This window comes from Arthrobacter sp. sptzw42, assembly GCF_059089685.1.
This window is the reverse complement of record NZ_JBNHEX010000004.1, coordinates 48,793-70,891: the sequence shown is the minus strand read 5'-3', so window position 1 is coordinate 70,891 and position 22,099 is coordinate 48,793. Positions and strand designations below refer to the sequence as shown.

At 66.0% G+C, this 22,099-nt stretch carries 19 protein-coding genes; 10 read left to right on the top strand and 9 right to left on the bottom strand.

The features are described 5' to 3' along the window. The first annotated feature begins 22 nt into the window (after nucleotides 1-22). Nucleotides 23-1,189 carry an RtcB family protein gene (locus AC5RT4_RS06295; protein ID WP_494041697.1) on the top strand — a complete coding sequence of 389 codons (1,167 nt, stop codon included), beginning with the start codon at nucleotides 23-25 and terminating at the stop codon, nucleotides 1,187-1,189. A gap of 26 nt (nucleotides 1,190-1,215) precedes the next feature. Here AC5RT4_RS06295 and AC5RT4_RS06290 read toward each other — a convergent pair whose 3' ends face one another. Together AC5RT4_RS06290 and AC5RT4_RS06285 are read right to left on the bottom strand one after the other, a co-directional pair. Beyond that, on the bottom strand, nucleotides 1,216-2,043 hold the full coding sequence (locus AC5RT4_RS06290; RefSeq protein WP_494105185.1) for a glycerophosphodiester phosphodiesterase: 828 nt from the start codon (nucleotides 2,041-2,043) through the stop codon (nucleotides 1,216-1,218). Nucleotides 2,044-2,156: 113 nt separating this feature from the next. Then, nucleotides 2,157-2,567, bottom strand: a complete 411-nt coding sequence (locus AC5RT4_RS06285) for an Hpt domain-containing protein (RefSeq protein WP_494041699.1) — start codon at nucleotides 2,565-2,567, stop codon at nucleotides 2,157-2,159. A 331-nt stretch (nucleotides 2,568-2,898) separates the two neighbouring features. On the opposite strand from AC5RT4_RS06285, the gene AC5RT4_RS06280 reads away from it, so the two are divergent. The 6 genes from AC5RT4_RS06280 (at nucleotide 2,899) to AC5RT4_RS06255 (ending at nucleotide 10,727) form a co-directional block, all read left to right on the top strand. Further along, nucleotides 2,899-4,038, top strand: a complete 1,140-nt coding sequence (locus AC5RT4_RS06280; RefSeq protein ID WP_494105378.1) for an ABC transporter substrate-binding protein — start codon at nucleotides 2,899-2,901, stop codon at nucleotides 4,036-4,038. Nucleotides 4,039-4,073: 35 nt separating this feature from the next. Beyond that, complete coding sequence (locus AC5RT4_RS06275) at nucleotides 4,074-4,799, top strand: ABC transporter ATP-binding protein (protein WP_494041700.1); 726 nt, start codon at nucleotides 4,074-4,076, stop codon at nucleotides 4,797-4,799. Beyond that, nucleotides 4,789-5,823 (top strand): ABC transporter permease, encoded by a 1,035-nt coding sequence (locus tag AC5RT4_RS06270; protein WP_494105184.1) that lies wholly within the window; start codon nucleotides 4,789-4,791, stop codon nucleotides 5,821-5,823. The genes AC5RT4_RS06275 and AC5RT4_RS06270 overlap by 11 nt, the downstream gene beginning before the upstream one ends. 138 nt (nucleotides 5,824-5,961) lie before the next feature. Continuing rightward, complete coding sequence (locus AC5RT4_RS06265) at nucleotides 5,962-7,737, top strand: glycoside hydrolase family 5 protein (RefSeq protein WP_494105183.1); 1,776 nt, start codon at nucleotides 5,962-5,964, stop codon at nucleotides 7,735-7,737. Nucleotides 7,738-7,889: 152 nt separating this feature from the next. Next, nucleotides 7,890-9,161: a uroporphyrinogen-III C-methyltransferase gene (cobA, locus tag AC5RT4_RS06260; RefSeq protein WP_494041703.1), complete on the top strand. Its 1,272-nt coding sequence runs from the start codon at nucleotides 7,890-7,892 to the stop codon at nucleotides 9,159-9,161. A 99-nt stretch (nucleotides 9,162-9,260) separates the two neighbouring features. Continuing rightward, entirely contained in the window at nucleotides 9,261-10,727 is a 1,467-nt protein-coding gene (locus tag AC5RT4_RS06255; protein WP_494041704.1) for an FAD-dependent oxidoreductase, read from the top strand. Between the two features lie 101 nt (nucleotides 10,728-10,828). On the opposite strand, the gene AC5RT4_RS06250 is transcribed toward AC5RT4_RS06255, so the two are convergent. From AC5RT4_RS06250 to AC5RT4_RS06240, 3 genes are read right to left on the bottom strand one after another with little or no spacing between them, the layout of a single operon-like run. Next, nucleotides 10,829-12,043: an SRPBCC family protein gene (locus AC5RT4_RS06250; protein WP_494041705.1), complete on the bottom strand. Its 1,215-nt coding sequence runs from the start codon at nucleotides 12,041-12,043 to the stop codon at nucleotides 10,829-10,831. A 28-nt stretch (nucleotides 12,044-12,071) separates the two neighbouring features. Continuing rightward, a complete protein-coding gene (locus AC5RT4_RS06245; protein WP_494041706.1) occupies nucleotides 12,072-12,899 on the bottom strand; it encodes a DUF1206 domain-containing protein in 828 nt (275 codons plus the stop codon). A 3-nt stretch (nucleotides 12,900-12,902) separates the two neighbouring features. Next, the gene (locus AC5RT4_RS06240) at nucleotides 12,903-13,193 is read right to left on the bottom strand and encodes a hypothetical protein (protein WP_494041707.1); all 291 of its coding nucleotides are present in this window, start codon (nucleotides 13,191-13,193) and stop codon (nucleotides 12,903-12,905) included. A 153-nt stretch (nucleotides 13,194-13,346) separates the two neighbouring features. Here AC5RT4_RS06240 and AC5RT4_RS06235 point away from each other — a divergent pair, with 153 nt between their 5' ends. Beyond that, nucleotides 13,347-13,883, top strand: a complete 537-nt coding sequence (locus tag AC5RT4_RS06235) for a hypothetical protein (protein WP_494041708.1) — start codon at nucleotides 13,347-13,349, stop codon at nucleotides 13,881-13,883. A gap of 93 nt (nucleotides 13,884-13,976) precedes the next feature. On the opposite strand, the gene AC5RT4_RS06230 is transcribed toward AC5RT4_RS06235, so the two are convergent. The 3 genes from AC5RT4_RS06230 to AC5RT4_RS06220 form a co-directional block, all read right to left on the bottom strand. Continuing rightward, on the bottom strand, nucleotides 13,977-15,194 hold the full coding sequence (locus AC5RT4_RS06230; protein WP_494041709.1) for an AI-2E family transporter: 1,218 nt from the start codon (nucleotides 15,192-15,194) through the stop codon (nucleotides 13,977-13,979). Nucleotides 15,195-15,312: 118 nt separating this feature from the next. Further along, a complete protein-coding gene (locus AC5RT4_RS06225) occupies nucleotides 15,313-15,993 on the bottom strand; it encodes a FadR/GntR family transcriptional regulator (protein ID WP_494041710.1) in 681 nt (226 codons plus the stop codon). A gap of 6 nt (nucleotides 15,994-15,999) precedes the next feature. Beyond that, entirely contained in the window at nucleotides 16,000-17,346 is a 1,347-nt protein-coding gene (locus AC5RT4_RS06220) for an MFS transporter (protein ID WP_494105182.1), read from the bottom strand. 145 nt (nucleotides 17,347-17,491) lie between these two features. Here AC5RT4_RS06220 and AC5RT4_RS06215 point away from each other — a divergent pair, with 145 nt between their 5' ends. Continuing rightward, nucleotides 17,492-19,045 carry a CYTH and CHAD domain-containing protein gene (locus AC5RT4_RS06215; RefSeq protein WP_494105181.1) on the top strand — a complete coding sequence of 518 codons (1,554 nt, stop codon included), beginning with the start codon at nucleotides 17,492-17,494 and terminating at the stop codon, nucleotides 19,043-19,045. Between the two features lie 15 nt (nucleotides 19,046-19,060). On the opposite strand, the gene AC5RT4_RS06210 is transcribed toward AC5RT4_RS06215, so the two are convergent. After that, the gene (locus AC5RT4_RS06210) at nucleotides 19,061-20,497 is read right to left on the bottom strand and encodes a PucR family transcriptional regulator (protein WP_494041713.1); all 1,437 of its coding nucleotides are present in this window, start codon (nucleotides 20,495-20,497) and stop codon (nucleotides 19,061-19,063) included. Nucleotides 20,498-20,665: 168 nt separating this feature from the next. Between AC5RT4_RS06210 and AC5RT4_RS06205 the strand changes: the two genes are divergently transcribed. Continuing rightward, nucleotides 20,666-22,096: a gamma-aminobutyraldehyde dehydrogenase gene (locus AC5RT4_RS06205; protein ID WP_494105180.1), complete on the top strand. Its 1,431-nt coding sequence runs from the start codon at nucleotides 20,666-20,668 to the stop codon at nucleotides 22,094-22,096. The last annotated feature ends 3 nt before the right edge of the window (nucleotides 22,097-22,099 follow it).

Sequence of the window (22,099 nt, the reverse complement as noted above, 5' to 3'; positions counted from 1 at the left end):
CGAATGCGGGTAAGGGCCGGGCATGGAGACCATCAACAGCAAGCTGCTCAACTGGGCTTCGATCCTTGACCCCCAAACCCGGGAACAGGCCGTGATGACCGCCGAGCTGCCGTTCATCTATCCGCACTTGGCGCTGATGCCCGATGCCCACCTGGGCAAGGGCGCCACCGTAGGCTCAGTCATTCCCACTTTGAACGCCATCATCCCGGCGGCGGTGGGCGTGGACATCGGCTGTGGAATGATCGCCGTGCGGACCCAGTACTCTCTGAAGGACCTGCCGAAGGACCGGAGACGGCTCCGCGAGGACATCGAACGGGTGGTTCCGCTGTCCGCGGGGCACAACAATAAAAAGGTGCTGCCAACGGCCGAACCCCGGGTGGCTGAACTGAAGCAGCAGGCAGCGATGGCAGGCTTCAACCCTGCCCAGTACGTGGCGAAATGGGAGCTGCAGCTGGGGTCGCTGGGCTCGGGCAACCACTTCATCGAAGTCTGCGCCGACGAAAACGATGACGTCTGGCTGTTCCTGCACTCAGGCTCGCGCGGCATCGGCAACAAGATCGCCCAGCACCATATCGGCGTTGCCCAGCATGTGTCCCGGAAAAACCAGATCCGGCTGCCGCACCCGGACCTTGCCTACCTCGATGAGGGCACGCCGCAGTTCGACCGGTACATCGCGGAGCTGCGCTGGGCCCAGCACTTCGCCTTGCTGAACCGGGAAGAAATGATGGACCGCGTCAGCACCCAGTTCGGCAAGTGGGTGGGCGGCCCGGTCCACGAACGGGAGCGGATCAACTGCCACCACAACTTCACCCAGCAGGAGAAGCACTACGGCAAGTCCCTCTGGGTGTCGCGGAAGGGGGCCATCAAAGCCGCGCCGGGCGATCCCGGACTCATTCCCGGCTCCATGGGGACGGCGTCGTACGTGGTGGAAGGAAGGGGCAACCCGGCATCCCTGAACTCCTCGCCGCACGGGGCAGGCAGGGAATACTCACGCAACGCCGCCCGCAGAACGTTTTCCCTGGAGGAGCTGAAGAAAGCCATGAGGGGCATCGAGTTCCGGGCATCCGAGGCCTTCATCGACGAGATTCCCGCCGCCTACAAATCAATCGACCAGGTAATGCAGGACGCCGCAGACCTCGTCACGGTCCGGCACAAGCTGCGGCAACTCATCAACGTCAAGGGCAACTGAGCGGCAGGAGCGGACTGTTGGCCGGGTCAGGCCGGCGCGGCTGCTGCCCTCCGCGCCCGTGCGGACTCGAGCCATGCCCGGGCCTGGCCGGGGTCATCGGCCGTGCCGCCGTCGGCGTTGAGCTCCAGTGCCCGGTCCAGGTCTTCGCCGCTCCTCAGGGGCCAGACGTGGACCTCCAGGCCCGCGGCCTGCAGCTGTTCCACGTGCAGGGAAGTGAGGTGCTCGAACCCCGTATACAGTGCCCCGGCACCGGTAACGATGAGGACATCCTCGAGTTCTTCCTGCTGCCGGCGCGTAGCGGGAAAACTGCTGACGATGAGGCCGCGGGGTACTCCCGGCAGGTGCAGCGTGAGGAGGAACAGTGCCTGCGGGAGGAAGCTGGAGAACTTGATGCGCCGGGTGTTGGACGGGTCCTGAGCCAGCAGCGCGGCCAGGGCGGGCACCGCCGACGGGTCCTTAATCTCCACCTGAAGCGTGGCGGTGGTCAGCCGGAGGACCTCGGCAAAAGTCAGAACCTCGTGCCCTGGCGCCAGCTGAACCGCATGCACCTCGGCCAGCGTCAGCCCGGTGACAGGCGCCGTGGCGTTCCCCCTTCCTGCTGCCAGCCGCTCAAGGGTTGGATCGTGGAGGACGATCGGGATGCCGTCGGCCGTGATGCGCACGTCAAGTTCGATGTCGTCAACACCGGCTGCCTCGGCCAGCCGGAACGACGCCGCGCTGTTCTCGGGTGCCAGGGCCATGGCCCCGCGGTGGCCGACGAGAGCGAAGCGGGCCTTCCGGGAGCCCGGCCCGACGTTGTGGTTCAGAGAGTCAGTGGGAAACTGCAGAGCGGGAAGCACCTGGTGGTTGGTCACAACCAGAACCTATGGAGGCAAGGTCAACTGCCAGGTGGAGGGACCTTAACGGGGCAAAAACTTCCGGTCAAAAGTGCGGCCGCCCTGCGGTTAATCAAGGGGCCCACGGCGCATCAGCTGAGGTCCGGTTTCTGTTTGAGGGCAGCCTGCAGGAGATAGGTGGTCTGCCGGCTGCACTGCTTGATCCGCCGGAGGTGGGCTGCTGCCAGCTGGGGCAGGGCGACGGCGGGGTCGGTGTCACGGGTATCGCGTCGAATATCCTGTTCCAGGTCCATGGCAAGCCCCGCCAGCCGTTCCGCCCCCACCATCTGGCTGGAGGTTTTGAGGCTGAGGACAGCGTCAATGGCCCCCTTAAGGTCACCGGTCGTGAGGGTCTGACGCAGCCGCTCCGTCCTTTCAGGCAGGTGCGCGATGAAGTTCTGGACAAACACTTTCCAGACTCCCTCGTCGTCGTCCAGCTCCTCGCGCAGCCTCACCAGCACGGCCGGATCCAGGAGGGGTAAGTAGCCGTCGTTCTGGGTCACGGTTGCTCCCACCGGTGAACCTCCGCGCTAAGTACAGCCCCATGACACAACCGATGCCTGAACAGCCTGTTAGCCATAACGCCCCTGAAAGTCAAAACTCCTTTGTGCCTCCCAGCAGGACTTTCCATGGACGCTACGGGGCAGGGGAGGGCCAGGCACGAGTAGGGAGTACTCGTCTTTCCCATTGCGGGAAAGCCGGCGCTTCCAAGTGGTGGGACCGCCGACCGTCAATTATGACGCTAGATGAACCCGCGTGACCCCCCGTTTCCGCTTCATTGAACGGCCTTATGCCACTCCCTATGGTGAAACAATGACTAGTTCCAAGCCCGGGATGACCCGCATCGTGGCAGGCGAAAGCGCGGTTCCCAAGCGCAGCCGTGCCATCGAGGCGGCCCTGGCTGTCGGGCTGGTCCTGCTGATCGTGGTGGGCGCTGTGGTTGCCTCCACTGTCTCGCGTAACACTGAGGCCCGGGCAGTCGAGCCCACACCCGCCGCCGACTTGAAGCTGGGCTACTTCGGGAACGTGACCCACGCCCCCGCTCTTGTGGGCATCAGCCAAGGCTTCCTGGCAGGCGCCCTCGGTGATACTGCCCTCAGCACTGAAACTTTCAACGCCGGACCCGCGGCCATCGAAGCCTTAAATGCAGGCGCCATTGACGCCGCCTACATTGGCCCCAACCCGGCCATCAACTCCTTCGTCAAAAGCCAGGGTGAGTCAGTCCGGATCGTGGCCGGCGCTGCTGCCGGCGGCGCCCAACTGGTGGTCAGGCCGGGCATCGAGTCCGCTGCGGACCTCAAGGGCAAAACGCTCGCCTCGCCCCAGCTTGGCGGCACGCAGGACGTTGCCCTCCGCGCCTGGCTTTCAGACCAGGGCTACAAAACCAACGTTGACGGCAGCGGCGACGTCGCCATCAACCCCACCGAGAACGCCCAGACGCTGAAGCTGTTCCAGGACGGAAAGCTCGACGGCGCGTGGTTGCCCGAGCCGTGGGCGTCCCGGCTGGTGCTCCAGGCCGGCGCAAAGGTACTGGTGGATGAAAAGGACCTGTGGGACGGAAGCGGCACCGGCAAACCGGGAGAGTTCCCCACAACGGTCCTGATCGTGAACCAGAAGTTCGCCGCTGACCACCCGGACACGGTGAAGGCCCTCCTGGCCGGCCATGCGAAGTCGGTGGCCTGGTTGAACGAGGCTCCTGCCGCCCAAAAGGCAAGCGTCATCAACGCGGCCCTGCAGGAATCTGCCGGAGCAGCCCTGGCCGGGGACGTCCTCGCACGGTCACTGGCCAACATCACGTTCACCCTTGACCCGCTGGCCGGAAGCTACCCCCGGCTGCTGGAGGACGGGGTGGCGGCCGGAACCACCAGGCAGGCGGACATCAACGGGTTGTTCGACCTCCGTCCGCTCAACGAAGTCACCGCCACCAGCGGCGCCACCGCACCTGTTTCAGCAGCCGGCCTCGGCCAGGACTGACACCCTCACTTCCGTAACTACCTAAGGACGGCACCATGCCAGTCGTACTGGAACACCTGGGCAAGAGCTTCGGCGATGGCGCCCCGGTACTGGACGACGTCAACGCCAACATCGGCAAGGGCGAGTTCGTTGCCCTCCTCGGTGCCTCCGGCTGCGGCAAGTCCACCCTGCTGAACATCATGGCCGGACTGGAGGCCCCGTCATCGGGCGCCCTCGAAGTTCCCAGTGACGGCGCCGCCTTTATGTTCCAGGACGCCGCGCTGTTCCCCTGGCTCACCGCCCGGGAGAACATCGAACTGGCCCTCAAGCTCCGCGGCGTGGGCAAAGCCGAACGCAAGGCCAAGGCCCAGGAGCTCCTCGAACTGGTGCACCTCGGCGCCGCGGGGGACAAGCGCCCGCACGAACTGTCCGGCGGCATGCGCCAGCGGGTGTCCCTGGCCCGGTCGCTCGCGCAGGACCGGCAGCTGCTCCTCATGGACGAGCCCTTCGCTGCCCTCGACGCCATCACGCGCGACCTGCTGCACGATGAACTGGAGCGCATCTGGAAGGAAACCGGGCGCACCATTGTCTTCGTGACCCACAACGTCCGCGAGGCCGTGCGCCTGGGCCAGCGGGTACTGCTGCTGTCCTCCCGTCCCGGCCGCGTTGTCCAGGAATGGGCCGTCACCGAGGAACATCGAACCGACGCCGGGCTTGCCGGCCAGCTGACCGGAGTCATTACGGCCCGGCTGCGTGAGGAGATTCGCCGCCATGCCAAGTAAGTCCCTTTCCAGTTCCGCGCCGGATGCCGCCCCCGCCCCTTCGCCGGACGGCTTTCGTCCTTCGGACGAAGCGTCCGGCTCCGACAGGCCCGATGCCACTCCCTGGGCGGCATCCGGCGCTGTACCCGCCCGGCACGTCCATGCTGCTTTGACGAGGACATCGACCGGGAACGAAGACCTGCGGGAGCTGGAGTCCGGGCTGGACTCCCTGCAGTCCGACGCCGACCGTAAACATCGGATCGACTGGAGCCGGGTGCTCCTGCCGATCGCCGCCCTGGTTGCCCTGGTCCTGATCTGGCAGTTCTACGTCTCGCTCGGGGTCAAGCGCCGGGACCTGGTGCCCGGTCCACTGGACGTGGTGGCCCAGATGGGTGTCCTCTGGAACGAGGGCAAACTGCAGGAATCCCTGTGGACCTCCATGCAGCGGGGACTGGTCGGCTTCGTCATCAGCGTGGCCATCGCGACTCCCGTGGGTTTGCTGCTGGCCCAGGTGGCTCCGCTCCGCCGCGCCTTCGGTCCGCTGATCTCCGGCCTGCAGGTGCTGCCGTCCGTGGCCTGGGTACCGGCAGCCATCATCTGGTTCGGCCTGACCGACGCCACCGTGTACTTTGTGATCTTCATGGGCGCCATCCCGTCCATCATCAACGGGCTTATCTCCGGAGTCGACCAGATTCCGCCGCAGTATCGCAGCGTGGGCACCGTCCTCGGTGCTTCCCGGCTCCAGATGTCACTGCAGATCATCCTCCCCGCAGCGCTTCCCGGGTACCTCAGCGGACTTAAGCAGGGTTGGGCATTTTCCTGGCGTTCGCTCATGGCCGCGGAAATCATCGCGGTCGGCGGCACCATCGGCTTCGGCCTGGGCTCACTGCTGGACCAGGGCCGGCAACTGTCCGACATGTCCGTGGTCATGGCGGCAATCCTGCTCATCCTCGCCGTCGGCATCCTGATCGAACTGCTGGTGTTCGCCCCGATAGAAAAGCGCCTCCTGCGCAGCCGCGGCCTGCTGGCCGGCAGCACCCGCTGACCGGGCGGCGGCGGCCCGGACAAAACCTGCGGTAATGCCCGACGGCGACTTCCGCCGTCGGGCATTACCGTTTCTCTGGGCAGCTGATACCGCTGCGAATAAGCTGGGCTTTCAAGCGTCGACCGAGGGGAGACAGCGGTGCCCGGTACCGGTACTTCCGAGCCGTCCCATGGGTGGCGCCGCATTTTGGGCGGCGCAGGCAAACCCTGGGTGCAGGCGCGGTGGTTGGTGGTCCTGCTGGTTGCCGTTCCTGTGCTGATCGTGGCGGGATGCACCGTGTTCCTCAACAGCGGCGCAGACCGGAAGCCGGACTCCGAGTTTGTCACAGCGTACGGCCGTGGCCTGTTCGTCAACGGTGAACCCACCAGGCTCAAAGCCGTAAACTTCTCGAACTTCTACCACCGGAACCTCAAGGGAAATGAGCTCCTGGACTCCCAGCACCACTCGGCAGCCGACTTTGCGCGGGCCAGGGAAATGGGATTCAACAGCGTCCGCTTCGCCTTTGACGGAGACTGGTACGTGGATTCGCCGGACTTCTTCTTCCAGTGGCTGGACCGGAACGTGGCGTGGGCGAAGGAGCATGACATGCGCCTGGTCCTGGACCTCCATACCCCCATCGGGGGCTTCTGGCTGGACCGCGCCAGTGATGCGGTGAGCTTCGACCTCTGGTCCAGTCCGGAACTGCAGCAGCGCAACCTGGACCTGTGGCGTGACATCGCCGGGAGGTACAAGGATGAGAAGGCCATCGCCGCCTACGACCTGCTGAACGAGCCGGTGACAGCTGACGCTACAGGCGAGCAGTGGCAGCGGCTGGCAGGGGACATGGTGGCTGCGGTGCGTGCTGTTGACCGGAACCACCTGCTGGTGGTGGGTGGAATCTACGGCGTCAACGGGCATTACGGAACCACCGGAATCGACCCCCATTTCCTGGTGGACGATGACAACGTGGTGTACGACTTCCATTTTTACGAGCCCATGGAGTACACCCACCAGTACGCCTCATGGATCGGCGGTCCGCTCAGGGACGGGGGCCGCTACCCGGACCCAAACGTCGTCATCTCAACTGGCGACAGGGTCCTGCTTCCGGAAAACCGGATCACCACTCCGTCCCTGCCGCCCGGGACATCGGACTGGGCGCCCTATGACAGCGGCGTCATTCCCATCGACAACGACCGGGCCATGGCCGCTGCGCCGTTGGTCACGGTACAGGGCGGGATGAAGGGAACCGTCCGGTTCGATGCCATCGCGGTGACCGAATATGGCCCGGACGGAGCGGAAATCCGGAAAGTCACCGAGGACCTGCTGGACGGCGACGGGACGCGGGACTGGCACGAATGGCAGTATGGCGGGGATGATGCAGCGCCGGCGGGGTTTGCGCGGGAGGCTGCCGGGTACCAGGACAACGGCAGCCTCTCCATCACCAACGTTGCCGCCGGTGCCACGGCAGGCTGGAGCAGCGATTCACACCTGTTCAGAGTGGTACCGGGCAACAAATACCGCATCCAGGGCTACATGCGGGGGCAGGACATCGCAGCCCTGGCCGGGTCAGCCCCGCGCATCAGCCTGCAGCTGGACGTTTACGCCGGAACACCGGGTGCGGCAGGAAACGGTTTCGTGGAGCTCGGCAAGGAGTACCTGGCCAACGAGCTCGCAAAGCACCTGGACTTCGGCGCCCGCCACAACGTCCCCATGTCCGTCATGGAGTTCGGACTGGTACGGCAGGCCTTCGAAATGGAAGGCAAGGGCGGAGACCGGTGGGTGGCCGATGTACTCTCCCTCCTTGAGGACAACGATCTCAGTTTCGGCTACTGGCAGTACCACAACGACCACATGGGCCTCTATCTCACCGGCACGGGTCCACCCGGGGAGCCGAACTGGTTGCTCCAGGACACGCTCACACGCGAACTGCCGTAACCGTGCATGCCCGGCAGGAGCCGTGGCGTGACAGCGTGCGAGCGGGGAGTCCGAACGGCCCGGCAGGGCCTTGTATGACGCAGCGTTACCTTGCGTGAACTGGTGTTGCTCGGCCTTTGTTGGCGATTGTGACGCGGCCCTACCGTTGATTCATGGCAATTCAGGATATTTACCCCACAGCGTTGCGGTTGCTCGGCCGCCCGGTGCTGGTGGTGGGCGGCGGCCCCGTGGCTGCCCGGCGCGCCAAGGGTCTGCTCGACGCCGGTGCCCGGGTCACCGTCGTGGCTCCGGTTGCCTCTGACGCGCTCCAGGAAATGGCCCGCTCCGGCCTGCTCGCCTGGGAGCCGCGCACCTACTCTTCCTCCGACGTCGACGGCGTCTGGTTCGTTCAGACGGCCACCGGGGACGCTGCGGTGGACGCCCGGGTTTCCGCCGACGCCGAGGCGCAGCGGATCTGGTGCGTCAACGCCTCCGACCACGAAGCCTCCGCCGCCTGGACTCCCGCCGTGGCAGAAGTGGACGACGTCAAAATCGCCGTGAACGCCGGCGGCGACCCACGCCGTGCCATGGCCGTCCGCGATGCTGTAGCCACAGCCCTGGAAACCGGTGACCTGCCGCTGCGCCGCCGCCGCGCGTCCGCCGGAAGTGTCGCCCTCGTCGGTGGCGGTCCCGGAGATACCGGCCTCATTACCGTCCGCGGCCGCCGGCTCCTGGGCCAGGCCGACGTCGTCGTCGCTGACCGCCTGGGCCCCCGTGAACTACTGAACGAACTGGCGCCCGACGTCCGCATCATCGAGGTGGGCAAGACCCCCGGCCACCACCCCGTCCCGCAGACAGACATCAACCGGATCCTCGTTGAGGAGGCCCGCAACGGCCACCGCGTGGTCCGGCTCAAAGGCGGCGACCCCTACGTCCTGGGCCGCGGCGGCGAGGAAGCCGAGTACTGCCGGCAGCACGGCGTTGAGGTTGAAGTGGTTTCCGGCGTCACGTCCGCCATTTCCGTTCCCGCCGCCGCCGGCATCCCGGTCACGCACCGCGGCCTGGCCAAGGGCTTCAGCGTGGTGACCGGGCACGAAGAACTCACCGAAGTACCGGCCCGCCCGGACCACACGGTTGTCCTGCTGATGGGTGTGGGCCAGCTGCGCGAATCGGTGTCCGCCCTGGGCAAAGCCGGTCTGCCCGGCAACACCCCGGTTGGTATTGTTGAAAACGGCTATTTGCCGAACCAGCGCGTCACCATCGGCACCCTCGGTTCCATCGCGGACCAGGCCGAAGCCGCCGGAGTCGCAAATCCCGCAGTGATAGTCATCGGTGATGTGGTGCGCGTCAGTCCCTTCGCGCCGTCGCACTTCAAAACCGCTGACTACAGCACCATCACGCCGAACCAGCCCCGCACCACCAAGCCCCGAATCCTCACCTCCTAGCCCACAACCCAACCAGGTAGCAGTAACTGTCGTTATGAGCCCTCAAAACGACAGTTAGTGCTACCTGGTTGGGCCGGAACGAACAAAAGGAACACAGCCGTGTCATCAAGCACCACCGTAGGTTCTGCCGAACGTCCGCTGCGCGTCGCCGTCGTGGGCTCCGGCCCGGCCGGCGTCTACGCCGCGGACATCCTCACCAAGAGCGAAGCCGTCAAAAGCGGCGAGCTGACTGTGAGCATTGACCTCTTTGACCGCTACCCGGCACCCTACGGACTGATCCGCTACGGCGTGGCCCCGGACCACCCCCGCATCAAGGGCATCGTCAACGCCCTGCACAAGGTGCTGGACCGCGGCGACATCCGCTTCTTCGGCAACGTGGACTACGGCACCGACCTCACCATCGAGGATCTCCGCACCCACTACGACGCCGTCATCTTCGCCACCGGTGCCGTCAAGGACGCGGACCTGAACATCCCCGGCATTGAGCTGGACGGCTCCTACGGCGGCGCGGACTTCGTCTCGTGGTACGACGGCCACCCCGACGTGCCGCGCGAGTGGCCGCTGGAGGCAAAGGAAATCGCTGTCATCGGCAACGGCAATGTGGCCCTTGACGTGGCCCGCGTCTTGTCCAAGCACGCCGACGACCTGCTGGTCTCCGAAATTCCGGACAACGTCTACGCCGGCCTCAAGGCTTCGCCCGTCACGGACGTCCACGTCTTCGGCCGCCGCGGTCCCGCCCAGGTCAAGTTCACCCCGCTGGAGCTGCGCGAGCTGTCCCACTCCAAGGACGTGGACATCATCCTGTACCCGGAGGACTTTGAGTTCGACGAGGAATCCGACCGCCAGATCCAGTCCAACAACCAGACCAAGACCATGGTGGGCACGCTCACCAACTGGATCGCCGAGCAGCCCGAGGACCTCTCCGAGCTGAAGGCCTCCCGCCGCCTGCACCTGCACTTCCTGCACAGCCCGGTGGAAATCTACGACGACGCCGAGACGCCGGGCAAGGTTGCCGGCATCAAGTTCGAGCGCACTGAACTGGACGGCACCGGCAACGCCCGCGGCACCGGCGAGTTCGTGGACTACCCGGTCCAGGCCGTCTACCGCGCCATCGGATACTTCGGTTCGGCCCTGCCGGAGGTTGAGTTCGACCACAAGAAGGGTGTTGTTCCGAACGACGGCGGCCGCGTCCTTGACGCTGACGGCAAGCATGTGCCGGGTATCTACGCCACTGGCTGGATCAAGCGCGGACCGGTTGGCCTGATCGGCCACACCAAGGGCGATGCCCTCGAAACCGTCACCTACCTCCTGGAGGACCGCGAAAACCTGCCGGTGGCCGCCGTCCCGGAGGCGGAGTCCGTCGTCGACCTGCTGGACGCCCGCGGCGTGAAGTTCACCAGCTGGGAAGGCTGGCTTGCCCTGGACGCGCACGAGCTGGCGCTGGGGGCAGCAGCAACGGAAGCCGGCGGTTCACACGGTGTTGAAGTCAAGCGTGAGCGTATCAAGGTGGTGCCGCGCGAGGACATGGTCGCCATCTCCCGCGACGGCGTCGCGGCGCAGGTCTAACGCAAAAACAAGAACTGCGCGGTCCCTTTCCGCCCGCCCGTTTATGGGTGTGGCGGGAAGGGACCGCCTGCTTTAAGCACGGACGGGCTGTCCCGTCGCCCTTACCTGCCTGCTCCGCCGACAGCCATGAGCTCCAGGCGCTTGAGGGTTTCACGGTTCCGTACCGTGATCATCGGGTCCCGCATGATTTTGGGCACCTTCTGACCGGGGCCGCGGATGGCGTCCTCGGCGATGGTCACAAGGCATTGCCCGCCCTGGTCCTGGAGTGTGATGACTATCTTGGCCTCACCCATGGGCCAGCCGCGCGCCACCAGTTCCAGGGACTTTCCGGGGTCGACGGCGGTCACCCGGGTGCTGTCGTTGATGACCAGCGGCCAGGCGCCCACTGAGTGATGAAGGCGGGAACCGGTTTGCGGCCAGGTGTCATCCACGGCACGGATGCGGGAGGCGCCGACAACCCAGCCGGAGTACAGCCAGCCATCGGCGATGACCCGCCAGACATCGGCGGCAGGAGTATTGAACAACTGGGACACGGTGGACATGGGTTTCCTTCCTGGGGCGGCTGGGCTGGTGCGTTCTCCGGCGGGAGCAGGAGCAGATCGGGCGACGGCGGGCGGAGCGGGCAGCTGCGCCGTCCGGTAGGAGCGCTCCCGCAGGCGGCGGGTCCACCCGTATATCCCGGCGCCGGGCGGTGCGTTCCGTATGGGGTTGAAGCGGAGGGCCGTGTCAGCCTGTTCCGGGGCCGCCCGCAGCCGCAGTTCCCCGCACTGCCGCCACTGCCCGGCCGGCTTGGCCCAATACAGCCCGAGCACCCACTCGCCGGCGGTGACGGATCCAGCCGGCAGGGTTACGGTGCGGAGCCCCAGGAGTACCGGACCCTTCCGGCCCTGGTAAGGCATTATTGTGGTGAAGGTGGCGGAGGGAACGTCGAGCTTGGGCTGGAGCAGGAACCTTCCGGGCACCTGCCAGCCGGTGGAGGCAAACAGGACGTCAGCGGTGTCGTTAATCCGGAGCGCAAGCCCCAGGACGTCCGGAAGCCGTTCGGGGAGCCCGGCCGAGCGCGAAAACCGCGCTGCAACGGGGTCCTCCCCGGGAACGTCGAGCCAGTCCAGGCCGCTCGGCTCGCCCGGGTTGCCGGTCCTGGTAAGTTCGCAATCCAGGCGGATGCCCTTGGGGTGGATTGGCCGGTCGGGGCGGGCCACCTTCAGGAGCCGGAACAGGGCAGCAAAAGCCCGGCCCGCCGTCTCCGTGGCACCGGGCACCACGTCCCGCGCCGCGCCGCCGCCGGCTGGTTGCTCCCTCAACAAATGCGTCATGCTTCCTTCCTACCCACAAAAGGTGGAACTACATGCGCCCGAACCTCGACCGGATCAGGGCGAAAATCCCGTAGGCGATGAACCCTGCCCCAATGACCACGAGCAGGTACGGGCCGAAGGGGTGGTCCCGGAGGGCTTTGAGGCCGCCGTCCAACCCGGTGGACTCCTCCGGGGTGTGCTTGGCAGCGGCAATGACAAAGAGCAGGCCGGTGAGGCCAAGGGCGGCGCCTTTTGAGACATGGCCGGTGACGCCGAGGGTGTCGATGAGCCGGCCGCGCCGGGTGCCGTCAAAATGGAACAGCTCCTCCTTGAAGCCCCGCCGGACGCCCTTGAACACGAAGTAAATGCCGATCCCGATGATGGTCAGGCCCAGCGCCACCAGCCCCCACCGGCCCCAGGACGTAGCCATGAGCGAGGCGCTGAAGTCCCGGGTGCTCTCGCTGGAATCCCCCCGCATCCCCACGGCAAAACCGGCAAAACTGAAGCCCACACTGGTGTAGGCGACGGCCAGGAAGCCCGAGGAGATCAGCTTGGATACGCGTTCCTTGCGGGGCAGGTGGCGGGCCCGCAGCGTCGCTTCGCTCGCCTGCCACAACCCCAGGCCGATGCATGCCAGCACGCACGCCCACATGACTGCCGGGCCCCACGGGTTTGCGGCCAGTTGCTCAATGGCTCCGGTGGGTTCCGCTTCCCCCGGTTGGCCGAAAGCCACGGCGACGGCGATAGCTCCGATGATGACATGCAGCAGGGCCATTACGGCGAACCCGGTCCGGGCCAGAACGTCCAGGGCGGGGTGGTTGGAGGCCTCCTCAACGGCATCCGCGGCCTGGCTGATGGTGGATTCGCTCTCTGACACAGGTCAGCCGTTCATGGGCCCTTCGGCACGGATCTTCTCCGCACCGGGTCCCTCCACGTGAACGGTGCAGCGCACCACGAGCTTTCCGGGTGCGTTGTCCAGCTCCACCAGGGTATCGTCCGCACTCAACACGGTGAACACCTCGGAGCCTGGGACAACAGCGAGGCCCTTGGCTTTGGCGGTGTCCTGCGCATTTCCGAATGCTTCGCGTTGAAGCCCGTCCACGTAGCTGTCTTCATTTTCGCGGGCCGGGTCTCCGAAGGCCCAGCCGAACAAACTCCCAGTAGTTCCCATGAGCACGATATTACGCGGTCGGCATGGGCAAGACGGGCTTTCGTAACATTAGTAAGTGTGCTTACCATAGGCGGACCATGACCTCGATGGGACACGGCAAGTGAAGTCCGCAGGCACGGCATCTCAACCAGTTCAACGTTAGGAATGCACATCATGGCAGGAAATCTCATTGCCCGGTCAGTTCACGACCTGACGGCAGCAGCATGGTTTGGTGGGTCCCTGATGGGGGCCATCGGCCTGAACGGCGCAACAGCGCAAGCCAAGGACCCCGCTGAGCGCACCCGGCTCTCCAGCGCCGGCTGGATGAAATGGGCGCCGTTCCAGACGGCAGCATTTGCCTCGCACCTCGTAGCGGACCTCGCCATCGCCTTGGAGAACAAGGAGCGCATCGCCCAGCAGGACGGCGTGGCAAGGGACACCGTCATCAAGACGGCCGTGACGCTGGTTGGCGCAGCGGTAACCCTGTACTCCGGCATCCTTGGCAAGAAGGTCGAAAAGCTCGCAGCGGAGGGCGCCGAAGGCGCCACCGAGCCGCGGCCTGACGCTTCCGACGAACTCCAGGCCGCGCAGCAGCAGCTCAAAATGCTGCAGTGGGTCATCCCCGCTTTCGCCGGACTCGTAGTGATCCTTGGAGCCAAGCATGGCGAGATGCAGCGGCCCAAGAACGTGTTCAAGGGACTGCGCAGCTAACTCCCGCGGCGCTGACGCAGCAAACGCAGCGACGGTCCGGCACCCAGGTGCCGGACCGTCGTCGTGATTGGGCCAAGAGGTTCCCGGAGCGCTTTAGATTGGCTGGCTGTTGGGCGGCGGAAGGTCCGGGTTCATGTCCTCCATGTTCGGATCCTCGGCCGTCCAGACCTGGATGATGGCCCAGGCAACGGCGGCCAGCGGGACGGAGAGCACCGCGCCGACGATGCCGGCCAGGATGGTGCCGGCGGTCAATGCCATCAGGATCACCAGGGCGTGAAGCTGCAGGGACTTGCCCATCACAATCGGCTGCAGCAGGTCGCCCTCGAGCTGGTTGACGGCGATGACCACGGCCACCACGATCAGCGCAACCACGGGGCCATTGGCCACCAGGGCCACCAGTGCGGCCAGAATGCCGGCCACGGTTGCGCCCACCAGCGGGACAAAGGCTCCAATGAAAACGATGATGGCCAGGGGGATGGCCAGCGGAACCTGCATGATCAACAGCGCGGCCCCGATGGCTACAGTGTCCACCAGCGCAACGATTGCCGTACCGCGGACGTAACCGCCCAGTACCTCAAGGGTGCGGCTGCCGACCCGGCGCAGCTTGGCTTCGCGTTCCCCCTTGAAGGGACGGAGGAAGAAGTTCCAGATTTTGGCGCCGTCCTTCAGGAAGAAGAACAGGATGATGATTACCAGGCTTGCCCCTGCCAGGAACTCGGTGACCACGGACAGCCCGGTAAGAGCCCCCGACCGGACCTGGCTGCTGGTGGCGAACTGGATAATGCCCTCGCGGGCCTGGTCCAACTGTGCCTGTTCGAGGGGGATGGGGCCGGTCAGCAGGAACTGCTCGAGCTCATCCAGCCCTGATGCAGCCTGCTGCGCCAATTCGCCCCACTGGTTCCGCACCGAGTGGTAAATCACAGTGGAGACGCCGCCGAGTACCAACAGCAGCCCAATGAAGGCGATGCCGGTGGCCAGGCCGCCCCGCATCCCGCGGCGCCGGAGCATGTTGACGAACGGGCCGATGGCGGCGGCCAGGATGAGCGCGATCAGGATCGGAATCACGAGCAGCTTGATCTGCAGCAGCGCGTAAACGGAGACCGCGGCGACTGTCAGGATCAGCAGGACCTGCGCCGAACGGATGCCCACCCTGCCCAGCCCGTCCGCCCACAGCGCGCCGGCCGGCTTTGGTTCCTTCTTCCGTGCAGCGGGGGCGGGGGTGTGTTGCTGCGGTGCTGACCCGGCCGCCGGCACGGGCTGCGGGGTGTCCGTGGCCGGCCCCTGGTCGGTCACGCGTATTGCTCGCGCCATGGGGGACTCCTCATCATCGGCGGGTGCCTGGGCGCGGGTATGCGCCGCAGGCCTACTACCTGTCTCAGATAGTAAGCCTACTGACTGATTGAGGAGGGGCGAAACCCCGAGGAACAGATTATCCGGCCAACCACTCGGCGCATGAGTTCAGGTTGGCGTTGACCGTTGCAACTGCCGCGTCTTCGTCCCGCTGCTCGATGGCGGCCAGCAGAAGGTCGTGGCCTTCATGCTGGAGCCCGTCGAATCCGGGCCGGCGGAGTTGTTTCAGCAGATCCCCGTGGACAACGGCGCCGAAGCTGACGTAAAGCGCGTGCAGCAGGGGATTTGCCGATGCCTGCGCCACCCGCTCGTGGAAGCCCCAGTCAGCCCTCGCCCATGCCTCGAAGTCCTCCGAGATCCAGGCCTCGTTCCGGTCCGCGAGGAGGGCTCGCAGGGAGGCGGTGTCGTCCGCCGTCGCGTTCCGCGCCGCCAGCCTGGCAGCCTGCGTGTCCAGTCCGCGCCGGACCTCCAAGATGTGGGCCTCTGTGTGGTCCTGGTACATGCGGCGGGCGGCGCCGGAGATCTCGCTGGTGGCGCGCACATAGGTGCCGTCACCACGCCGGACTTCCAGCATCCCGCTGTGGGCAAGCGCCTTGATGGCCTCGCGGAGCGTACCGCGTGAGACGCCCAGGTCAGCCATCAGTCCCGTCTCGGACGGGATGCGCTGGTTAAGGGGCCACTCGCCGGACTGGATCATGGTCCGCAGCTTTGCCGTGACTTCGTCGGCGAGCGGCGGGCGGTGGGAAGTGCTCAGGGCCATGGCGTGCTACTTCCCGGTGGCCGCGGTGCTGCCGGCAGGGATGCCGATGGGGTTTTTGGCCTGGGTGCCGGCAACGCTTCGGGTCATCGCGCCGCCCGTGATCAGGTGGGCCACCACAATCTGCACCACCGCCAGGCCCAGCAGCAAAGCGAGGGGGAGGGTCCAGCCGCCCGTGGTGCTGTGCAGGAGCCCCATCCCGAACGGGCCGGTAGTGGCGAGCAGGTAGCCGGTGGACTGGGCCAGCGTGGACAGCGCAGTGGTTTCGGTTGTGCTTGCACCGCTGCGGCTGATCATCACCATCACCAGCGGGAAAATGCCCAGTCCGAAACCCAGCAGGATCACCGGAAGGATGGCCAGGCCAACGGGCAGGACCAGGAGCAGGGCAAGGCCCGCCGCCATGGTGATGCTGACCAGGTAGAACGCCGGCCGCAACATCCTGGGCCGGGAACCGATGGCGATCAGCAGCATGCCCGCGGGAACGGATACCAGCTGCATCAGTCCGAACATCAGCCCGCTGCCGGAGGCGCCAAGTCCCATGGTGGTGAGCATGTAGGGAAGCCAGCTCAGCAGCGAGTAAGCCATGAGGGATTGGAGCGCGAAAATTGCGGTCAGCAGCAGCCCTTTCCGGGTTTGCAGCAGTGGCCAGGGCGACACGTGCTTTTCCGCTGGGCGGCCGCTGTGCCGGTGCGCATGAAGTGCAACAGGGAGGAAGCCCAGGAATGCGGCCACCGCGGTGATGCCGATTGCCCCGACGGCGGCGGACGGGGATCCGAGGGCCTGCGCCAGGGGGACGACGGCAACGGAGGTGACGGTGGCCCCGGTGGTCATGGTGACCGTATACAGGGCCGTCATAAGGGAGGTCCGGTGGGCGAAGTGCTCCCGGATGAAGGACGGCATGGCCACGTTGCAGACCGCCAGCCCGGACATTCCCACAACGCTTCCGGCCACCAGCATCCCGGTAGCGGGAATCCCGCGCAGCAGCAGGCCGCCCGCAAGCATGGCCAGGGACAGCAGGATCGCCTTTTCCACCCCCAGCCTGCCCGTCAACCAGGACGTGCCCGCCCCCGCCAGGGCGAAGCACAGCGTGGGGATCGACGGGATGAACGCTGCCACCAGCGGCCCATACCCCAGCACATTCTGCAGGTCATGCAGCAGCGCGGACGCCCCGGTGATGCCCGCCCGCAGATTCAGCCCGATCAGCACCAGCGCAATAACCCCGAACACGACGGCCGAACGCGGCCTGGTGACCTGGGCCCCGGCAGTGGACGCGGCAGGCGCAGGCACGCGTGCGGCCGGCGGCTTGGATAATGGCTTGGAGGGCGCGGCGGCAGGAGCGGGGGGAGCGGCGGGCATGGTTCAAGGCTAAAGGTTAGACGTTTGATGTCTCCAGTTCTGTGGCCAACCTCTCCCCTCGCATTGCATCTGCACAATAGACTTCCAGCGGGGTTCCGGAACGCAGAGTTCCGGCCCGCAGGAAGGACCAAGCGGAAGGACAGCTGTGAAGGCTTCCCAGGGGATTGAGATTGAAAAGAAGTACGACGTCGGCGACGACGCCGCAGTACCCGCGCTGAAAGGCCTGCCGGGCGTTGCCCGGGTGGGGACCCCCCACACCGCCCATCTTGAAGCTGTCTATTTCGATACAGACCGCCACACGCTGTCATCCCGCCGCATCACTCTCCGCCGCCGCACCGGGGGAGTGGATGCGGGCTGGCACCTCAAGCTGCCGCCGGAAGCCGCCGCAGCATCCGAAGGGGAACCCCAGCAGCGCAGGGAGCTGCATGCACCGCTTGGCCAGCCCGACGTCGTACCCGACATCCTGCTGGCCCACGTCCAGGCGTACCTCCGCGGCGCGCAACTGGTGCCGGTTGTCCGCCTGGAGACAGTGCGCACCACGCACGCGCTCTACGGGGAGGACGGAGGTCACCTGGCGGACTTAGCGGACGACCAGGTGGCGGCGACGCGTCTGCACCCGCCCGCGGACGAACAGCCGCAGCGCTGGCGGGAGTGGGAACTTGAACTTGTCGACGGCGGACCGGAGCTGTTCGGCCCTGCCGGTGCACTCCTCGCTGCCGCCGGCGCCCGCCCCGCAGCCCATGCCTCCAAGCTCGCGCGGGCACTTGGCAGCATCTCAGGGGAGAAGGAAAGCCCCGCCGCGCCCAGGACGGGAAAGAAGGCCACGGCCACTTCCGTCGTCACGGCCTATGTAGGGGAGGAGTTGGGCCAGATTTTCGCCGCGGACGCCGCCGTCCGGCTGGAGGAGCCCGAGGGCGTCCACGACATGAGGTCCGCGACCCGGCGGATCCGTTCGGTGCTGGCCGCCTACCGGAAGCTCTACCGGGCCGTCCCGGTGCGGCGCCTCCGGGACGAGCTCCACTGGCTGGGCCGCCTGCTGGGCGAACCCCGGGACGCTGAAGTCCTGCTGAACCACTTACGGGCGCACATCGCTGAGCTGCCGCCCGGTGAGGGGGCCGACGCGGCAAGGGCCCAGGTCGAACGCAAGGCCGGGGCAGCTTTCGACGCCGGGTACCGCCAACTTCAGGAGGCATTGCAGTCGGAGCGCTATTTCAAATTGCTGGATGACCTGGAAGGTTTTTGCAACCGGCCGCCGGTGCTGTCCCGGGCGGCTGCTTCAGGACGGACCGTTGCCGCAAAGGTGGTGGAGAAGTCGGCCCGCCGCCTGCGGCGCTCGCACAAGGCCGCGGCCCATGCAAGGCGGGGAACGGCCCACGAAAATGCCCTCCACCAGGCGCGCAAGGACGCCAAACGGCTCCGCCACGTTGCGGAATCCGCTGCGCTGGTGCGGGGCAAACGCGCCGGGAAAGTGGCCAAGGCCGCACACCGGCAGCAAAAGATGCTGGGGGACTACCATGACGCCGTCATTGCACGGAACCTGTTGCAGGCCCTCCAAACAGGCCAGGAACTGTCGGGGACCACGGCTGAGGCACTGGCCGCACTCGGGACCCGGCAGGCGGAATTGATGGATTCGGCCGAGGCCAAGTACCGCAAGGCCCGCAAGAAGTCCCGGAGGCTGCTGAAGCCCCGGGTCATCTGACGACGTCGGGTTTCCTTACTTTCCCTGCCTGGCGGACAGCCTGGCCACTGCCAGCGCCAGCCACAGCTGCACCCGGTCAGCGGTGACGGCGGGATCGTAGCCGGTGAGCTCGGTGATCTGCGCCAGCCGGTACCTGACGGTGTTCCGGTGCAGGGTGAGTTCCTCGGCCACCGCGGCCACGGAACCGTTGTTGTTCAGGTAGCTCTCAAGCGTGGTCATCAGTTCGGCGCCGTGGGCGGCGTCGAAGGTCCGGAGCGGGTTGAGAGACTCGTGGGCCATGTCGGCCAACGGCACGTCTTCGCTTGCCAGCAGCAGGGACGTCAGGCTCAGCCGCTCCGGCTCGTTTACGGGCAACCCGTGGCTGGCGGCGTCACGCCCCTCAAAGTAGCTCCAGCGCAGACCGTTGGGCTTGGTGTACGCCCCGCCGATGCCGATCGTCGCATGGATGCCCGCCTCAGCGAGGTGGTCACTCAACTTGCGCGCCAAAGACGGCGCCGTGCCGCCGTCGTCGTTCATCACCAGCACGAGATCCTTGCCCACGACGGCGGCAACGGCGTTCTCCAGCTCCCGCGGTACTGAGGTGCTCAACAGGGCTTTGTGGTGGGCGGCGGAGACTGCCAGCAGCACAACATTCTTGCGGGTGCTGTTCACGCCGATGCCGGCGAGCCGGCGCTGGGCCTCACTGGTTTCCAGGGCCCCGTGGATCACGTCCTCCAGCACCTGCCCGCACAGCGCGCGCTCGGACTGGCGCTGTTTGACCATGTTATTCAGTTCCACGCTGATCAGGTTCTGGGCGTAACCGATGATGCCCGAGTCCTCGAAAGGCTTGTGCACCCACAGCGTGCAGGCATCACGCCGGCCAGTTGGGATGGGGTACGAGGACCAGGTGTCCGCCTGCGGAGTGTCCTTGCTGCTGTTGTACAACTGGGCAGTGAACTGGGTGAGGGCAATGTCCGCCCGCAGCATGCCACCCAGGTTCTTGAGGAGCTCGGCCAGGCCGCCGCCTGTCAGCAGGGCGCGCGCCAGGACCTGGTGCCCGGCGATCAGGCGCTCAAGTTTGGCGTAGTGGTCCGCGGACTGGGCGTCAGCAACCAGCTTGCCGATGGCGATGAACGGTGTGGCGTAGGGGACTTCCACCACGGGCAGGCCCCACCGGTTCGCCTCCGCGAGCAGTGCCGGCGGCACGGCCTCATGCGAGAGTCCCACACCGAAGCCGATACCTACGGCGCCGGCCCGCTGCACCTGCCGCACGAAGCGCCGCTGCTCCGGCGCGGACTTCAGCCGCAGGCCGGTGGTGAGGATCAGTTCCCCGCCGTTGATGAACCTCTGCGGGTCCTCCAGCTCGGTCACTGCCACCCAGTTGATGTCCTGGTGCCACGTGGTCTCGGCAAGCCCTGCTTTGGACAGGTTCAGGGACTTGACACCCAGAAGGGCAGCGAGGGAAATGGCCATGAACCAAGGATAAGCGGGCGCTAGTCAACCGCACTAACAAGCAGCAGAAAGGGTGTGCAGGTGGCTATTCACCGCGCAGGAGTGCTGGCATAGGCTCAAGGCAGTCAAATCCGTCCGCCCTGATTACCGCTCAGGTGCGGGTGGCCCCCAGGAAAGAGGTTGCACACCGTGGTCCAGACCTTGCAGAACTTCATCAACGGGACGTTCGTTACGCCTGCCGGAACCGGCACGCTGGACATCGTCAACCCCACCAACGGTGACGTTGTGGCGCGCGCGCCCATCTCCGTGCAGGAAGACGTTGACGCGGCCATGGCAGCCGCCAAGGAAGCCTTCAAGACCTGGAAGCACGTCACCCCGGGACAGCGGCAACTGATGCTGCTTAAGCTCGCGGACGCCATCGAGGCCAACAGCGAAGAATTGGTGGAGGCGCAGCACCGCAACACCGGGCAGGTCCGTTCCCTGATCGCTTCGGAGGAAATCGCGACCGGCGCTGACCAGTTGCGCTTCTTCGCAGGGGCCGCACGCATCCTTGAAGGGAAGTCCGCCGGCGAGTACTTCGAGGGCCACACCTCCTATGTGCGCCGCGAGCCTATCGGCGTGGTGGCACAGGTTGCTCCCTGGAACTACCCGTTCCTGATGGCCATCTGGAAGATCGGCCCCGCGCTCGCGGCCGGCAACACCGTGGTGCTGAAGCCCTCGGACACCACCCCCGAATCCACCCTGGTCCTGGCCCGCCTTGCCGGTGACATCCTTCCCGCCGGCGTGCTCAACGTGGTGCTCGGCACGGGCAGAACCGGAGCCATGATGGTGGACCACAAGGTCCCGGGGCTCGTTTCCATCACCGGCTCCGTGCGTGCCGGCATTGCCGTCGCCTCCGGTGCTGCCAAGAGCCTCAAGCGCGCGCACCTGGAGCTCGGCGGCAAGGCTCCTGCCATCGTTTTCAAGGACGCGGACATCAAGAAGAGCGCCGCGGCGATCGCCGAGTTCGCCTTCTTCAACGCAGGCCAGGACTGCACCGCCATCACCCGGGTCCTGGTGGAGGATTCCGTGCACGACGACGTCGTGGCCGCCATGGTGGAGCACACCCGAACCCTGCGCACCGGTTCGCAGAACGACGAAGACAACTACTTTGGCCCCTTGAACAACGTGAACCACTTCAACCAGGTCACCTCGGTGGTGGAGAACCTGCCCGCGCACTGCCGGATCGAAACCGGCGGACACCGTGCAGGGGAGAAGGGCTTTTTCTTCGAACCGACCATCATCACCGGCGCCAGGCAGTCGGACAACATCGTCCAGCAGGAAACCTTCGGGCCCGTTATCACCGTGCAGAAGTTCAGCACGGAGGCAGAAGCCGTGGAGCTGGCCAACGACGTCGACTACGCCCTCGCCTCCAGCGTGTGGACGTCCAACCACGGCACCGCGATGCGCTTGAGCCGCGACCTGGACTTTGGCGCCGTCTGGATCAACACCCACATCCTGCTTACCGCCGAAATGCCCCACGGCGGCTTCAAACAGTCCGGCTACGGCAAGGACCTCTCCATGTACGGCGTCGAAGACTACACGCGCATCAAGCACGTCATGAGCGCACTTGATGCATAACCC

Excerpts from the sequence above, each read along its gene's own strand:
- AC5RT4_RS06295 (WP_494041697.1), top strand. The coding sequence starts at position 23 with ATGGAGACCATCAACAGCAAGCTGCTCAACTGGGCTTCGATCCTTGAC.
- AC5RT4_RS06280 (WP_494105378.1), top strand. The coding sequence starts at position 2,899 with ATGACCCGCATCGTGGCAGGCGAAAGCGCGGTTCCCAAGCGCAGCCGT.
- AC5RT4_RS06275 (WP_494041700.1), top strand. The coding sequence starts at position 4,074 with ATGCCAGTCGTACTGGAACACCTGGGCAAGAGCTTCGGCGATGGCGCC.
- AC5RT4_RS06270 (WP_494105184.1), top strand. The coding sequence starts at position 4,789 with ATGCCAAGTAAGTCCCTTTCCAGTTCCGCGCCGGATGCCGCCCCCGCC.
- cobA (WP_494041703.1), top strand. The coding sequence starts at position 7,890 with ATGGCAATTCAGGATATTTACCCCACAGCGTTGCGGTTGCTCGGCCGC.
- AC5RT4_RS06250 (WP_494041705.1), bottom strand. The coding sequence starts at position 12,043 with ATGACGCATTTGTTGAGGGAGCAACCAGCCGGCGGCGGCGCGGCGCGG.
- AC5RT4_RS06240 (WP_494041707.1), bottom strand. The coding sequence starts at position 13,193 with ATGGGAACTACTGGGAGTTTGTTCGGCTGGGCCTTCGGAGACCCGGCC.
- AC5RT4_RS06235 (WP_494041708.1), top strand. The coding sequence starts at position 13,347 with ATGGCAGGAAATCTCATTGCCCGGTCAGTTCACGACCTGACGGCAGCA.
- AC5RT4_RS06230 (WP_494041709.1), bottom strand. The coding sequence starts at position 15,194 with ATGGCGCGAGCAATACGCGTGACCGACCAGGGGCCGGCCACGGACACC.
- AC5RT4_RS06225 (WP_494041710.1), bottom strand. The coding sequence starts at position 15,993 with ATGGCCCTGAGCACTTCCCACCGCCCGCCGCTCGCCGACGAAGTCACG.
- AC5RT4_RS06220 (WP_494105182.1), bottom strand. The coding sequence starts at position 17,346 with ATGCCCGCCGCTCCCCCCGCTCCTGCCGCCGCGCCCTCCAAGCCATTA.
- AC5RT4_RS06210 (WP_494041713.1), bottom strand. The coding sequence starts at position 20,497 with ATGGCCATTTCCCTCGCTGCCCTTCTGGGTGTCAAGTCCCTGAACCTG.